The organism is Streptomyces sp. NPDC048001 (genome assembly GCF_043203115.1).
In the GTDB taxonomy this organism is placed as follows: Bacteria; Actinomycetota; Actinomycetes; order Streptomycetales; family Streptomycetaceae; genus Streptomyces; species Streptomyces sanyensis.
On the sequence record NZ_JBIDBN010000004.1, the window covers coordinates 64,526 to 78,750 of the forward strand.

The 14,225-nt window shown below is 75.2% G+C and carries 10 protein-coding genes and 1 riboswitch; of the genes, 3 read left to right on the plus strand and 7 right to left on the minus strand.

Features of this window, described 5'->3' with window-relative positions; genetic code table 11:
• Positions 1–1,083, minus strand: coding sequence for a bifunctional diaminohydroxyphosphoribosylaminopyrimidine deaminase/5-amino-6-(5-phosphoribosylamino)uracil reductase RibD (gene ribD / locus ACGF15_RS08850; RefSeq protein WP_392797417.1), 1,083 nt, complete (start codon positions 1,081–1,083; stop codon positions 1–3).
• A 151-nt stretch (positions 1,084–1,234) separates the two neighbouring features.
• A riboswitch (FMN riboswitch) is annotated at positions 1,235–1,365 on the minus strand.
• A 561-nt stretch (positions 1,366–1,926) separates the two neighbouring features.
• Here ribD and ACGF15_RS08855 point away from each other — a divergent pair.
• Positions 1,927–4,227: a chitinase C-terminal domain-containing protein gene (locus tag ACGF15_RS08855; protein ID WP_392797733.1), complete on the plus strand. Its 2,301-nt coding sequence runs from the start codon at positions 1,927–1,929 to the stop codon at positions 4,225–4,227.
• A gap of 216 nt (positions 4,228–4,443) precedes the next feature.
• Here the strand turns inward: ACGF15_RS08855 and ACGF15_RS08860 are convergent, their stop codons facing one another.
• Entirely contained in the window at positions 4,444–5,613 is a 1,170-nt protein-coding gene (locus ACGF15_RS08860; protein ID WP_345615395.1) for an ROK family transcriptional regulator, read from the minus strand.
• A 114-nt stretch (positions 5,614–5,727) separates the two neighbouring features.
• Here ACGF15_RS08860 and ACGF15_RS08865 point away from each other — a divergent pair, with 114 nt between their 5' ends.
• The gene (locus tag ACGF15_RS08865) at positions 5,728–6,960 is read left to right on the plus strand and encodes an MFS transporter (protein ID WP_392797419.1); all 1,233 of its coding nucleotides are present in this window, start codon (positions 5,728–5,730) and stop codon (positions 6,958–6,960) included.
• Between the two features lie 86 nt (positions 6,961–7,046).
• On the opposite strand, the gene ACGF15_RS08870 is transcribed toward ACGF15_RS08865, so the two are convergent.
• Together ACGF15_RS08870 and ACGF15_RS08875 are read right to left on the minus strand one after the other, a co-directional pair.
• The gene (locus tag ACGF15_RS08870) at positions 7,047–7,403 is read right to left on the minus strand and encodes a DUF952 domain-containing protein (RefSeq protein WP_392797421.1); all 357 of its coding nucleotides are present in this window, start codon (positions 7,401–7,403) and stop codon (positions 7,047–7,049) included.
• Between the two features lie 41 nt (positions 7,404–7,444).
• Positions 7,445–9,817, minus strand: a complete 2,373-nt coding sequence (locus ACGF15_RS08875) for a collagenase (RefSeq protein ID WP_392797423.1) — start codon at positions 9,815–9,817, stop codon at positions 7,445–7,447.
• Between the two features lie 257 nt (positions 9,818–10,074).
• Between ACGF15_RS08875 and ACGF15_RS08880 the strand changes: the two genes are divergently transcribed.
• On the plus strand, positions 10,075–10,800 hold the full coding sequence (locus tag ACGF15_RS08880) for a DUF5995 family protein (RefSeq protein WP_345615391.1): 726 nt from the start codon (positions 10,075–10,077) through the stop codon (positions 10,798–10,800).
• 92 nt (positions 10,801–10,892) lie between these two features.
• Here the strand turns inward: ACGF15_RS08880 and ACGF15_RS08885 are convergent, their stop codons facing one another.
• The 3 genes from ACGF15_RS08885 to ACGF15_RS08895 form a co-directional block, all read right to left on the minus strand.
• Entirely contained in the window at positions 10,893–12,617 is a 1,725-nt protein-coding gene (locus tag ACGF15_RS08885) for an NAD(P)/FAD-dependent oxidoreductase (protein ID WP_345615390.1), read from the minus strand.
• 88 nt (positions 12,618–12,705) lie between these two features.
• Complete coding sequence (locus ACGF15_RS08890; RefSeq protein ID WP_345615389.1) at positions 12,706–13,503, minus strand: carbon-nitrogen hydrolase family protein; 798 nt, start codon at positions 13,501–13,503, stop codon at positions 12,706–12,708.
• Positions 13,504–13,764: 261 nt separating this feature from the next.
• Positions 13,765–14,220, minus strand: a complete 456-nt coding sequence (locus tag ACGF15_RS08895; RefSeq protein WP_345615388.1) for an Lrp/AsnC family transcriptional regulator — start codon at positions 14,218–14,220, stop codon at positions 13,765–13,767.
• Between the last annotated feature and the right edge of the window lie 5 nt (positions 14,221–14,225).

Below are 14,225 nucleotides of genomic sequence, written 5' to 3' on the forward strand. Positions count from 1 at the left end.
TCAGGCTCCCTCGGGGACGGTCGCGGTGATGCGCAGGTCGGGGCCGAAGCGGTCGGTGGCCACGACGTCGAGGCGCAGCGCTTCGGTGATGGTGGTGATGCCGCCGCCGGCCAGGGCCGCGGGCCCGGCGCCGAGGAGGACGGGGGCGATGTAGCCGACGACCCGGTCGACGGCACCGGCCGCGACGAAGGAGCCCGCGAGCGCGGGGCCTCCTTCGAGCAGGACGGAGCGCACGCCGCGGGCGTGGAGCTCGGCGAGCAGGGCGCGGGGGTCGAGCCCCCGGTCGCCGGCGGGGAGGCGCACGGTGTCGACGCCGGGGAGGTGGGCGGTGTCGGCGTCCTCGGCGACGGCGACCAGGGTGGGGGCCGCGTCGTCGAGGACCCGGGCGCCGGGGGCGATGGAGGCGCGGGTGTCGACGACGACCCGCAGCGGCTGGGTGGCGCCGTCGATGCCGCGCACGGCGAGGTGGGGGTCGTCGGCGCGCAGGGTGCCGGAGCCGACCACGACGGCGTCGGCCTCGGCCCGCAGCCGGTGGACGTCGGCGCGGGAGGCCGCGGAGCTGATCCAGCGGCTGGTGCCGTCGGCGGCGGCGGTCCGGCCGTCCAGGGTGGCCGCGTACTTCCAGGTGACGTGGGGGCGGCCGCGGCGTACGGAGGTCAGCCAGGCGGTGTTGCCGGCCTCCGCCTCGTCCTCCAGCACGCCGGACTCGACCTGGACGCCCGCCGCCCGCAGGGTGCCGGCGCCGCCTGCCGCCCGCGGGTCGGGGTCGGCGACGGCGTAGACGACGCGGGCGATGCCGGCCTCGATCAGCGCCCGGGCACAGGGCCCGGTGCGGCCGGTGTGGTCGCAGGGTTCGAGGGTGACGTAGGCGGTGCCGCCGCGGGCGAGGACGCCGGCCTGGCGCAGGGCGTGGACCTCGGCGTGCGGGCCTCCGGCGCGCTCGTGGTGGCCCTCGCCGACGACATGGCCGGAGGCGTCCGTGACGACGCACCCGACCACGGGGTTGGGGCTGGTGGAGCCGAGTCCGCGGGCAGCGAGCGCGACGGCTCGGCGCATGGCGTCGGTGTCGGCTGCGGTGGCCACCGGTGTCCTCCTGCCTCTTCGGGCACGGACTCCGGGGACGTCGATGACGACGGACAGCGGGCATGCTCACACGGGCACCGCCGAGGCCGGATGCCGGGGCACCGGGATACGGTGACCCGCATGGACGGCCGACGGCCCGTGGGGCCACCCGCCGCGCACTGCCTCCCATCCGGACTTTAACCGTCGGTCCAGGAGTTTCACCTGGTCAACCGGCCGCTGGCTGCGGACGGGTCGCGGACTGTAACCGCCGGTTCGGAATTTCACCGACCCCGGAGTGCGCTGCTGCTGATACAGGGCCAGTGTGCCACGCCGGGCGGTCGGCCATGCGGGTGATCGATGTGGGGTGGATCACAGAAGGGCGGGGCGGGGCCCGCGGGACCCGGCAGGGCACCCATCGCGCCCCACCCGGCCCGCAGCGCCCGGCACCGGCACCGCGGGCCGGACGCGGCCCGGCAAGCGGCGGCACCCCCGGCCGCGGCGCCCGGCACCGGCCTCGGCGCACCCTGCCGCACCGCGGTCCGCGCACCCCGCAACCACCGCCCGGGGGCGCCCCGTCGGCCCCCGCGGAGCCCCAAGAGGCGGGAGGCGCGGGGCGATCCGGCGCACGCGTTCCCACCGGAGGTCTGGTCCAGACCTATTGACGGTGTGGTCTAGTCCTCTTAATGTCTGCGACACCTCCGCGGACCCGGCCCGCCGGAAGGCGCACTCCGGCGGGCCGACCCGCGTAGTCCCCAAGCCAGTTGTGCAAGGCCGAACACCCCCGTCGGCGCTCCGGCGCACGGACGGGGGGATCCCCCACCAGGAGGAACGACCGTGCAGTCCCCCACCCCCTTCAGAGCGGGCATGCTCGCAGCCGGCGCAGCCGCCGTCGCGCTGCTTGCGGGCACGCTCTCGACCGGCGTCTCGCACGCCGCGGACAACGAGAGCTGCCGCCCCGACGGCCTCTACACCACCCCGGGCGTCGACGTCCCCTACTGCTCCGTCTACGACGCGGACGGCCGCGAGAAGATGGGCGCGGACCACCAGCGGCGTGTCATCGGCTACTTCACCGGCTGGCGCACGGGCAAGAACGGGCAGCCCGCCTACCTGGCCGACGACATCCCGTGGGACAAGATCACCCACATCAACTACGCCTTCGCCCACGTCGACGCCGGCAACAGGCTGTCCGTGGGCGCCGACGGCGCGAACAACGCGGCCACCGGCATGACCTGGCCCGGCGTCGCGGGCGCCGAGATGGACCCGTCCCTGCCGTACAAGGGCCACTTCAACCTGCTCAGCAAGTTCAAGAAGCAGCACCCGGACGTGAAGACGCTGATCTCGGTCGGCGGCTGGGCGGAGACCGGCGGCTACTTCGACGAGAACGGCGACCGGGTCGACTCCGGCGGCTTCTACACGATGGCCACCAACGCCGACGGCTCGGTGAACCAGGCGGGCATCGACACCTTCGCCGACTCCGCCGTCGCCTTCGTCAAGAAGTACGGCTTCAACGGCGTCGACATCGACTACGAGTACCCGACCTCGATGAAGGACGCCGGCCACCCGGCCGACTTCCCGATCTCCAACGCGCGCCGCGCGGGCCTCAACAAGGGCTACGCGGCCCTGATGAAGACCCTGCGCGAGAAGCTCGACCGGGCCGGCGCCGCGGACGGCAGGCACTACATGCTGACCGTGGCCGCGCCGTCCTCCGGCTACCTGCTGCGCGGCATGGAGACCTTCCAGGTCCAGAAGTACCTGGACTACGTCAACATCATGTCCTACGACCTGCACGGCGCCTGGAACGAGTACGTCGGCCCGAACGCCTCGCTCTTCGACGACGGCAAGGACGCCGAGCTCGCGGCCGCCAACGTCTACGGCAGCGCCCAGTACGGCGGCATCGGCTACCTCAACACCGACTGGGCCTACCACTACTTCCGCGGCTCCATGCCCTCGGGCCGCATCAACATCGGCCTGCCGTACTACACGCGCGGCCACAAGAACGTCCAGGGCGGCACCGACGGCCTGTGGGGCAAGGCCGCCGCGAGCTCCTGCCCGGCCGGCTCCGGTCTGACCAAGTGCGGTGACGGCGCCGTCGGCATCGACAACCTCTGGCACGACCTGGACGACAACGGCAAGGAGTCCCCGGCGGGCTCCAACCCGATGTGGCACGCCAAGAACCTGGAGAAGGGGGTCGTCGGCGACTACGTCACGCAGTACGGCTTCCCGGCCGACACCCGGCTGACCGGCACCTACGCCCGCAAGTACAGCTCGGCCCTGGTCGCTCCGTGGCTGTGGAACGCCGAGAAGAAGGTGTTCCTGTCCACCGAGGACGAGCAGTCGGTGGCGGCCAAGGCCGACTACGTGGTCGACCGCGGCATCGGCGGCACCATGGTCTGGGAGCTGGCCGGCGACTACGGCTGGAACGCGGCCAAGGGCCAGTACGAGATGGGCGACACGCTCACCTCGCTGATGTACGACGCGTTCAAGGCGGCGGCTCCGTACGGCGCGAAGAAGTCCGGCACGGCCCTGCCGGCCGAGGCGGTCGACATCGCCGTGGACTTCACCGAGTTCAAGCTGGGCGACTCCAACTACCCGATCACGCCCAAGCTGAAGATCACGAACAACACCTCGGTGGCCCTCCCCGGCGGCACGGAGTTCCAGTTCGACTACGCCACGGCGGCCCCGGCCAACGCCTCCGACCAGTCCGGCTTCGGCACCAAGGTCATCAGGAGCGACCACACCGGGAACAACATCGGCGGCCTGAAGGGCGACTTCCACCGGGTCTCGCTGAAGCTGCCGGCCTGGCAGTCGCTGGCCCCGGGCGCCACGGTCGACCTGGCCTTCAACTACTACCTGCCGGTCTCCACGCCGTCCAACTGGACCGTGAACATCGGCGGGACCACGTACGCGCTCAAGGGCGACCTGGCGCGCGGCACGACCGTGGTGGAGCCGGGCGGCGGCGGCTCGCCCTCGCCCACCCCCTCCCCCACCGGGACCGGCACCCCGGGCACCTGCTCGGCGCCGGCCTGGTCGGCGGGCGAGTCCTACGGCGGCGGCACCACCGTCTCGCACGGGGGCCACGACTGGAAGTCCAAGTGGTGGACGAAGGGCGAGGAGCCCGGCACCACCGGCGAGTGGGGGGTGTGGCAGGACCTGGGCGCCTGCTGACCGGACACCACCGGCCAAGACGGCCCGGCGGCGGATCACGGCCCTTGACGCCGCCGGGCCACCCGGCCCCCACGCGCCGTACCGCGGCATCCCGCCGCGGTACGGCGCGCAGCCGTCGGCGCCCTCCCGGGTGAGGGCGCCGACGGCTGCGCCAGGCCGGGCCTGACGCACCCCGCCCCGCCCGACGGGCGGACGGCGCTGTTGCCCGGAGCCGGCCTACGCCCCGGCGAACAGCTCGTCCCGTGCCGCGTCCTGGGCCATCCGCAGCGCCCCGCCCAGGACCGCCCCTCCGCCGAGGACCCCGGCACGCACCTGCGTGGCCAGCGGCGACAGGGCCGCGGTGTGCCGCTGCACCCGGGCGGCCAGCGCCTCGCCGCCCGCCAGGCCCACCTCGCCGCCCAGCACCACGCAGCCCGGGTCCAGCACGGAGGCGACGGCGGCCGCACCGACGGCGAGGCGCCCCGCCAGGTCCTCCAGGAAGTCCTCCCGGCCCGTCTCCACGGCCCGCGCCACGGCGCCGGCCGCCCGCAGCGCGGGATCGGCGCCCTCGGCCCCGACGCCGTAGCGCTCACCGAGCGCGCAGACGGCCTCGGCACCGGCCAGCGAGTGGAAGCCGCCCTCGCAGCCTGCGGCCGACGGCAGGCCGCCGGTGCCCGGGACCGGCAGGAAGCCGATCTCGCCCGCGCCCCCGGAGGCCCCCCGGCGCAGCCGCCCGTCGAGGAAGAGCGCCGCCCCGACGCCGTGGCCCAGCCACAGGAAGGCGAAGGAGTCCCGGTCGCTGGCGGCACCCGTGCGCTGCTCGGCGAGGGCCGCGAGGTTGGTCTCGTTCTCCACGAGGACGCGGGCGCCGAGGCGGTCCCGGAGCGCGGTGAGGAGCCGGCGGTGCCAGGCGGGGAGGCCGGAGGTGTCCCGCAGCTCCCCGGTGGCCGGATCGACGAGGCCGGGCGCGCCGACCCCGATGCTGTGCAGCCGGGTGGCGCCCGCCGCGGCCACGGCGCCCTCCAGGAAGGCCACCGCCTGCTCGACGGCGGGCCCGGTGCCGGCCTCGCCGCCGATGGGCAGGGAGTCCTCGCGGAGCGTGGTGCCGACCAGGTCGGTGACGACGACGGCGACACCTCCGGTCCGGACGTCGAGGGCGGCGAGATGGGCCCGGTCGGCGACGATCCCGTACAGGCGGGCGTTGGGGCCCCTGCGCTCCGTGCCCGCCTCCCCGACCACATGGACCAGCCCCGCCGCCCCGAGCCGCTCGACGAGGTCGGCCACCGTGGGGCGGGAGAGCCCGGTCAGGTTCTTCAGCTGCCCGGCCGTCAACGCGCCCTCCTGCTGGAGGAGGTCCAGCGCGAGCCGGTCGTTGGCGGCCCGGGCGGTGCTCGGGGATGCGGCCATGCCGGAATCCTTCCAGACGCTCCCGGTGGCACTCCGCGCAGTCGGCTCCCGGGCACTATTTATCAGGCAGGGTTCCTGATAGTTTACGCCCACGCGCACGGGAGGGAACCACGCATGTCCAGCGAACCGCTCGCCGCCGCACCGCGGCGGGCCGAGGCGCCCCGGTCGGAGCTCCGCCGGGCCCGTATCGCCATCGCCGCCGTCTTCTGCGTGCACGGGGCGGTGGCCGGGAGCCTGGCGACCCGCATCCCCTGGATCCAGGACCACGCCGGGCTCGGCGCCGGGCAGTTGGGGCTCGCGCTCGCCTTCCCCGCGCTCGGCGCCTCGGTGGCGATGCCGCTCGCCGCCGCCGTGAGCCACCGGCTCGGCGCGCGCACCGGGCTGCGCACCCTGCTGGCCCTGTGGACGCTCAGCCTGGCGCTGCCCTCGCTCGCCCCGAACCTGCCCGGCCTGTGCGCGGCGCTCTTCGTCTACGGCGCCACGTCCGGGATGAGCGACGTGGCGATGAACGCCCTGGGCGTGGAGACCGAGAACCGGCTCGGGCGCTCGATCATGTCCGGGCTGCACGGCATGTGGAGCACCGGCGCGCTGATCGGCTCGGCCGCGGGCACGGTCGCCGCCCACCTCGGCGCCGACGCCCGGATGCACCACGCCGCAGCCGCCCTGGTGCTGACGGCGGCCGGGCTCGTCGCCTGCCGGGGCGTGCCGGACGCCGCACCCGCGCCCGGCGGGGAGCCGCCGCCCCGCTTCGCCCTGCCTCCGCGGTCGGCCCTCGCCGTCGGGGCGGTCGGCTTCTGCGCGGTCTTCGCCGAGGGCGCCGGCCTCGACTGGTCCGCCGTCTACCTCCGCGAGGTGCTGGGCACCTCCGCCGCGCTCGCGGCCGCCTCCACCACGGTCTTCGCCCTGACCATGGCCGTGGCGCGGTTCGCCGGCGACCGGGTGGTGGACCGCTTCGGGCCGGTGCGGACGGTGCGCGCGGGCGGCTCGCTCGCGACGGCGGGCGGTCTGCTGGTGGTCCTCGGCACCCACCCCGTCCCGGTCCTGGGCGGCTTCGGGCTCATCGGCCTCGGGATCGCCGTGGTCGTCCCACTGGCCTTCGCCGCGGCGGGGCGCAGCGGCGGCAACCCCGGCCGGTCCATCGCGGGTGTCGCCACCCTCACCTACACGTCGAGCCTGCTCGCCCCCTCGGCGATCGGCGCCGTCGCCGACGCGACCAGCCTGACGGTCTCCTTCGGACTGGTGGCGGTGCTGACCCTGGGGCTGGTGGCGGCCGCGGGGGTGCTGCGCACCCCGGGCAGGGGCGGGGCACGGGACGGCGGGGCGGCGTCGTCCGCCGCCCGCTCCTGAAGCGCCCGCTCCGCCGGGCGAGTCGCCGCCGCGAACGGGCCGCGCCCGGCGCAACGGGCCGGGCGAGGCCCGTTCGCGGCGGCGCCTCAGGGCGCCAGGCCCGCCGCGCGCCCGTCGTCGCCCCAGCGCACCTCCCGCACCCGCACCACGGCCTCCCGGTCGACGGGGCCGAAGAGGTGGGGGAAGGCGGTGCCGGCCGGTACGCCGGGCGGCGGCGCGGGAGCCGCCTGCTCCCACTCCACCCGGCCGGTGAGCCGCTCCTCGTCCAGGAGCAGCGCCACCAGGGGGCGGGGGGCGTCCCGGTAGAAGGCGTCGGCGACGGCGAGGGTGGTGGCCTCGTCCGGGGAGCAGTGGACGAAGCCCTCCTCGGCGAGCGAGGCGGGCGCGTACGGGCGGCCGGGGTCGGCCTCCCAGGCGGACCGGGGTACCAGATGCCAGATCATGCCGTGGTTATACCGCGGCCCGCACCGGGCGCCGGCCGGACTCAGCCGCGCAGCGGGCCCTCGCAGCGGAACGCGGAGGTCCCCGCGGCGCGGTCGGCCCGGACGCCCACCGGGCCGAAGGAGCAGTTCATGTCGGCCAGGTTGTCCGCCGCGGGGCGCGCCCGGTCGAGGAGGGAGGCGTCCACCGCCTCCGCCATGTCCCTGAGGACCCGGTCGGGGCTGCGGGGCTGCGAGAGGTCGGCGGTGATCCGTCCGGTGCAGACGAAGCGCGGACGGCCGGGGTCCCCGTTGGAGGCGCAGTCGGCGGCGCTGCGGGTGGCCTCGGAGAAGGCCGCGCGCACCTCCGCCGCGGATCCGTACCGCAGCCGGTCCACGGGCGCATGGGAGGTGTCCGGGACGAACAGCCCCTCCACCGCGGCGATCTGCTCGTCCAGGAAGCGGTCGTAGCCGCGCTGGAGGTCCGCGTCCGCGCCCGCCCGCCGCCGCCAGCCGTCGAAGGCCGCCACGTCGCCCGCCCTCAGGTGCGCGTACATCTCGCCCAGCAGGGCGGGGCGGGTGCTCCACAGGTAGGAGAACAGGGTGCCCGCGTAGCCGTAGAAGCGGAAGCCGTCCCCCGCGTAGGTGGCGTCGAGGATCTGCGCGACGGTCATCCGGGGGCGGCTCGCGGTGTCGGCGGCGATGTCGCGCACCAGGGAGCGGCGCACGGCGACGCCGTCGTCGCGGGTGGAGCCCGCGAAGAACTCGGCGGTGCCCTCGTCGACGGCCGTGGTGCGGTCCGCCCGGTACCAGGGGCCTTCGCCGAAGAGGCCCGGGATCGCGTAGCGCCCGTTCAGGTAGTGGGTGTACTCGTGGCGGAACAGCTCCTCCAGGGTGAGCGAGGAGTCCTGCGGCACGCGCCGCTGGTAGGTGTAGAGGGTGGCACCGCGCTCGATGTAGATGCCGCCGTTGGCGCTGCCCAGCCCGGTGAGCAGCGGGTGGTGGACCTCGTACTCGGACCGGGAGGCGTACAGCACCACCGTCAGCACCCGACCCGGGTCGTCCGCGAGCGGTTCGCTCGTCCCGAGCACCCGGTGGAACTGCGCGGAGACCTGCTTGGCCGCGTAGTAGAGCCGGTCGACCAGGGTCCGCGGCAGCGCGGTGCGGACCACCAGGGCGCCGTTGTCGTAGCGGTCCGTGCGGGGGAACAACCGCCGCTCGATGTCCTCCCGGCACACCCCGTGGGGGCGGCAGGCGTCGAGACGGATGAGCCAGGCCGCGAGCGAGGCCCAGGGCCCGCTGCCCTCGCCCCAGTCGGTGCGCACGGGCTCCAGCAGGGCGCCGAGGTCGGCGGCGACGGACTCCCTCAGCGCCCCGACCGCGCTGAAGCGGCCGTACTCGGCCAGGGCCTCGCGCACCAGCCCCTCCCCGGCCGTGCCCCTGAGGTGGGTGTGTCCGGCGAACTCCCTGAAGGCGGCGCGGTATCCGGGGTCCGAGGCCGCGGCCGCGCGGAAGGCGCCGTCGCCGTCGCCCGGTGACAGGCCCAGGTGGTTGACGGTGAGCCCGGCGCGCACGGCCCCGGCCCAGGCGGGGTCGGGGCGGGTGCCGGCCCGGTCCGGACCCGCCGTCCCCAGCACCCGCCGGACCAGCGGGAGCTGATGGTGGCGCAGTCCCGGGGCACCTGCGGTGTACAGGGCCTCGCGCAGGGTGCGGGCGTTGGACCCGGTGGCGTCGAAGCTGCGGGGAGCGGCGGCGAAGGCGGCCACGGCGCGCCGCACGGCCTCCAGGGCGGGCGGGTCGCCGAAGGCCGCCCCGGGGCGTGAGGAGGCGTGGTGCGCGACGGCGTGGAGGTAGGTGAAGAGCTCCTCCAGGTGCGAGCCCCCGCGGCCGTCGTGCCCCGGTGACAGGGCCTCGGCGCGGCGGGAGGCGGCCTGCACATGGGCGGCGCCCGTCAGCGGGGCGAGGCGGTCGTCCCAGGTCCACAGCAGGCCGCGCAGGCAGCCTCCGGCGAGCACGGCGGGGTCGGTGAGGAAGTCCGCCCACGGCTCGGGGCCGAGGGCGGAGACCGCGTCGAGGGTGCAGGCCGTGCCCCCGGCGGTGGGCCGCGGGGCGGTCGTGGGAGCGCCGCCCTGCCCGACGGGGCCCGGGACCCGGCCGTTCTCGGCTCCTTCGGGGGCGGGCAGGGACCGCACCCGGGGTGCCGCGGCGCGGTGCTCGGCGCCGTCCCGCCCGGCGCCGTCCCCGTGGTGCGCAGGGCCGTCCCCGTGGTGCGCAGGGCCGTCCCCCGGGGAGCCTGCCGCCTCCCCGGGGGCGGGGAGGGCGGCGGCGGGCGGGGCCGTCCGGGCGGGCGGCGCGGCTGCCTGGGCGGCGGGACCCAGGAGGGCGGCCCAGGCGGCCGCGGCGGCGACGGAGGTGCGCACTGCTCGGCTCGGGAACACCTGCGGCTCCTGCGCGTCCGGGGGCGGGGGTGCGGGCGCGCAACCGCGGTGCGGCACGCGGCGGCTGACGCCCCGTGAGCCTACCCGCCGGGTGATCCGCGGCACGGCAGGCAGGCGGGGAACCGCCCTCCGCGCCGCCGGGCGGTCCGGGGCCCCGCCCGCTTCCGCGCGGGCGCGTCCGAGCGGAGGTCCCCCGTTCCGGGGAAGCCGCGGCCCGGCACCGCGGGAAGGACCCCGGGCCTGGAACGCTGCCTTGCATGGCGCAGACGGAGCAGCTCCCACGGAGGACCGCGCAGGAGGGCCCGGGACGGTCCGGTACCGGCCCGCAGGTGGACACGGTGGCACGGCGGATGCGGGCGCTGCACGCCCGGTGGTCCGCGCCGGACGGCCTGGCGGTGTTCAACGGCGTCTATCTGACGGTCACCGAGGAGCTCGCGCGCCGGGTGGCCGACGGATGGTTCCCCGACCGGCGGGCGGCCGGCGCCCTGGGGGTGGTCTTCGCCGAGCACTATCTCGACGTGGTGGAGGCCGCCTCCGAGGGCCTGCGGCCGCCCGCGTGCTGGCGGCCGCTGTTCCAGTTCCGGCGCCACCCCGGAGTACGCCCGGTGCAGTTCGCGCTCGCGGGCATCAACGCGCACATCGGGCACGACCTGCCGCTGGCGGTGGTGGAGACCTGCCGGGTGCTCGGTTGCCGTCCGGCCGAGCTGGAGGACGAGTTCGAGCGGGTGGGCGAGGTGCTGGTGCTGCTGGAGGAGCGGGTACGCGAGGAGCTGATGCCCGGCCCCGACCTGCTCCAGATCGCCGACCCGCTCACCCATCTCGTGGGCACCTGGTCGCTGGAGCGGGCGCGGCAGGCGGCCTGGTCGGCGGCGCGGCTGCTCTGGGAGCTGCGGGAACTGCCCGAGCTGGCCGACGAGTTCACCGACCGGCTGGACTCGGGGGTGGGCCTGGTCGGCCGCTGTCTGCTGACCCCCTGGCGCTGAGGTGCGCCGGTCCCGGTGCCCGCGGCCCCGGGAGCGGACCGCGGCGGCGGACCGCCCGTACAGGGGTCCGCCGCCGCGGGGAGGGGAGGTGGTCAGTCCTCCGGCAGTTCCACCGGTGCGATCTCGTCGTACAGGTCGCCCGGGCCGGGGTTGGTGGGGTCGGTGGCCCCGCCGAACTGGCGCATCACGCCCCACACGGCGTTCAGCGCCGTCTGCACGGCGCCCTCGGCCCAGCCGGCCGTCCAGGAGATGTCGTCCCCGGCGAGGAAGATGCCGCGCTTGTCCTCCGGGAGCCGGTCCTGCATGAAGTGGGTGAACAGCCGCCGCTGGTAGCGGTAGTGGCCCGGCAGGTTCGCCTTGAACGCGCCCATGAAGTAGGGCTCGTTCTCCCAGGAGACGGTGACCGGGTTGCCGATCACATGGCTGCGGATGTCGACGTCCGGGTAGATCTCGCCGAGCGACTTCAGCATGACCTCCATCCGCTCCCCCGCGGACAGCGGCAGCCACTTCAGGCTGTCGTCGCACCAGGTGTACGAGAGGCAGATCACGGCGGGGCGGTCCGGCCCGTCGTCGAGCAGGTAGGTGCCGCGTGTCATCCGGTCGGTCAGCGTCATCGACATGGTGTCGCGCCCGGTGGCCGGGTCCTTGTCGAGCCAGAAGGGCCGGTCGACCGGCACGAACAGCTTGGAGGACTCCATGTAGTGGGTGCGCTCCATCGCCGTCCAGTGGTCGATGGGGAAGAGCGAGTCGTCGCACGCGATCTTGGAGAGCAGCATCCAGGACTGCGCGGTGAACACGGCGGCGCGGTAGGTGCGGATGTCGCCGGAGGCGTCCGTGACGGTGATCCGGTTGCCGGCCGTGCGGTCGAGCCTGGTGACGGCCGGACGGGGGTCGCCGCCGTGCAGCGAGGAGAGCGAGGTGCCCGCGGGCCAGTGCACGGTCTTCCCCGGCTCGCGCTCCCACAGGCGCAGCGGAAGCTGCTGGCTGCCCTCGACGATGCCGCGGTGGTGGTCGTCCGCCTCGGTGTAGACGACGCGCAGGATCTCCAGGATGGAGTTGGGGAAGTCGGTGTCCCAGCCGCCGGTGCCGAAGCCGACCTGTCCGAAGATCTCGCGGTGCCGGAAGGACGTGAAGGACTCCGATGCGCACAGGAAGCCGTAGAAGGTCTGGTTGTCCAGCTTCTCCACGAGGCGGGCCCAGATCTCGCGGATGCGGGGCACGTCGCGCTCGCGCATGGCCCGGTTCATGTCGGAGAAGTCCGCGCCCTCCTCCAGGCAGGCGTTCCACGCGTCCATCACGTCGCGGTACACCTGGGGGAGGTCGTCGATGGTCTCCGCGTAGTGGGACTCGCCCTTGAGGTCCACCACGGTGGAGGGGGTGTCCGGGGCGAGGGGGTTGGGGAAGGGGCGGGTCGTCAGGCCCACCAGGTCGATGTAGTGCTGCAGCGCGGTGGAGGACGGCGGGAAGCGCATCGCGCCCATCTCGGCGGTGAGCCCCTCGGCGCCGGTCCCCTCGAAGCCGACGGTCCGCAGGCGGCCGCCGATGCGGTCGGCCTCGTAGACGACGGGCCGCAGGCCCATCTTCATCAGCTCGTAGGCGGTGATGATGCCGGAGAGGCCGCCGCCGATGACCGCGACCTCGCTGCCGTGCTCGGTGGCGGGGATCTGCCCGAGACCGGCCGGGTGGGCGAGGAAGTCGTCGTAGGCGTACGGGAAGTCCGGACCGAACATGGTGATCGGCGGCAGGGGCTGCCCCTGGCCGGCGGCCGGGGAGGCGTCGCTGTGCGGGACGGCGGTGGTGGGCACCGTGGACGTCATGGGGTAGGGGCTCCTTGCGCGGGGGTGAAGCGGTGGGGCGGTCGGCGTCCGGCCGGGGCGGACCGGGTGCGGGCGGGTCCGGGGCGGGTCAGGTGAGCGAGCCGTACAGGCCGGGCCTGCGGTCGAGGAGGTAGGGGTTGGCACGGCGGGAGGCCGCGAGGAACTCGGGGTCCACCTCGCCGACGACGAGTTCCTCGCCCCGCCCGGCGCGGGCGCGCACGGTGCCGTCGGGGCCGGCCAGCGAGCTGAGGCCGACGAACTCGAACTCGCCCTCCGGACCGGTGCGGTTGACGTAGGCGAGGTACATCTGGTTCTCGAAGGCCCGTACCGGGATCATGGACTCGGCGACGAACTGGAAGGGGTGCATCTGCGCGGTGGGCACCAGCAGCAGGTCCGTGCCGGCCAGCGCGTGGGCCCGCACGTTCTCGGGGAACTCCACGTCGTAGCAGATGAGCAGCCCGATGCGGACGCCGTCCAGCTCGGCCTGGACGACCGGCCGGTCGCCGGGGGTGAAGTGCTCCTGCTCGAAGCAGCCGAAGAGGTGGGTCTTGCGGTAGTTGGCCAGGCGGGTGCCGTCGGGGCCGATCAGCTGGGCGGAGTTGTGGACCAGCTCGCCCGAGCGCTCGGGGTACCCGTAGTGGACGGCGAGGCCGTGGCGCACCGCGATCTCCGCGACGGCGGCCGCACCGGGCCCGTCGGCCGGTTCCGCGAGCCGGGGGACCGCGTCGCCGATCGCGTAGCCGGTGAGGAACAGCTCGGGGCAGACCAGCAGTCCGGCGCCGGCCTCGGCGGCGCGCGCGGCGGCCTCGTCCAGCACCTTCAGGTTCGCGGCGACGTCACCGGGCCTACCGGAACTCTGGAGCAGGGCGGTGCGCAACGGCGGCATGGGTGACCTCGGACGGGGCGGGAGGTGTACGGGAGACGTCTACGACGGTACGGTCCGGGGTTCTGCGCGGACAAGGCGCCAGCGTTGCGCGCTTCCGGGCGATCCGTTGCGTGGTTTCCGGCCACGGCGGTGATTCGTTGCGCCCCAGCCGTCTCCGCAGCCCCCCTCTCCCCCGGGCGCCACCGGACGCCCTCCTGGGCCGCTGCCACGGCGCCCGGACGGGCCCGTCCGGCGGCCGGGCCCGTCCGGGCGACCCGGGACCTACGCGGGCGACCCGGAGGAGAAGCGGCGCAGCAGCGGCGAGAGGACCAGGACGGACTTGGTGCGCTCCACGAAGGGTTCGCCGGCGATCCGCTCCAGCACGCGCTCGAAGTGGCGCATGTCGGAGGCGAAGACCTGCACCACGGCGTCCGCGTCACCGGTCACGGTGGACGCGGACACCACCTCCGGGTACCGCTCCAGGCCCCGCCTGATGTCGTTCGGGGAGGTGTTGTGGCGGCAGAAGATCTCGACGAAGCCCTCGGTCTCCCAGCCGAGCGCGGCGGGGTCGACGCGCACCGTGAACCCGGTGATGGCACCCTCCGCCCTCAGCCGGTCCACCCTCCGCTTGACGGCGGGGGCGGAGAGGCCGACCGCCTGCCCGATGTCGGCGTAGCTGCGGCGGGCGTCCTCGGCGAGGGCGTGGACGATGCGTTCGTCGAGATCGTTCAGTCGCACTGCGG

Excerpts from the sequence above, each read along its gene's own strand:
- ACGF15_RS08855 (WP_392797733.1), top strand. The coding sequence starts at position 1,927 with ATGCTCGCAGCCGGCGCAGCCGCCGTCGCGCTGCTTGCGGGCACGCTC.
- ACGF15_RS08860 (WP_345615395.1), bottom strand. The coding sequence starts at position 5,613 with ATGGCCGCATCCCCGAGCACCGCCCGGGCCGCCAACGACCGGCTCGCG.
- ACGF15_RS08865 (WP_392797419.1), top strand. The coding sequence starts at position 5,728 with ATGTCCAGCGAACCGCTCGCCGCCGCACCGCGGCGGGCCGAGGCGCCC.
- ACGF15_RS08870 (WP_392797421.1), bottom strand. The coding sequence starts at position 7,403 with ATGATCTGGCATCTGGTACCCCGGTCCGCCTGGGAGGCCGACCCCGGC.
- ACGF15_RS08880 (WP_345615391.1), top strand. The coding sequence starts at position 10,075 with ATGGCGCAGACGGAGCAGCTCCCACGGAGGACCGCGCAGGAGGGCCCG.
- ACGF15_RS08885 (WP_345615390.1), bottom strand. The coding sequence starts at position 12,617 with ATGACGTCCACGGTGCCCACCACCGCCGTCCCGCACAGCGACGCCTCC.
- ACGF15_RS08890 (WP_345615389.1), bottom strand. The coding sequence starts at position 13,503 with ATGCCGCCGTTGCGCACCGCCCTGCTCCAGAGTTCCGGTAGGCCCGGT.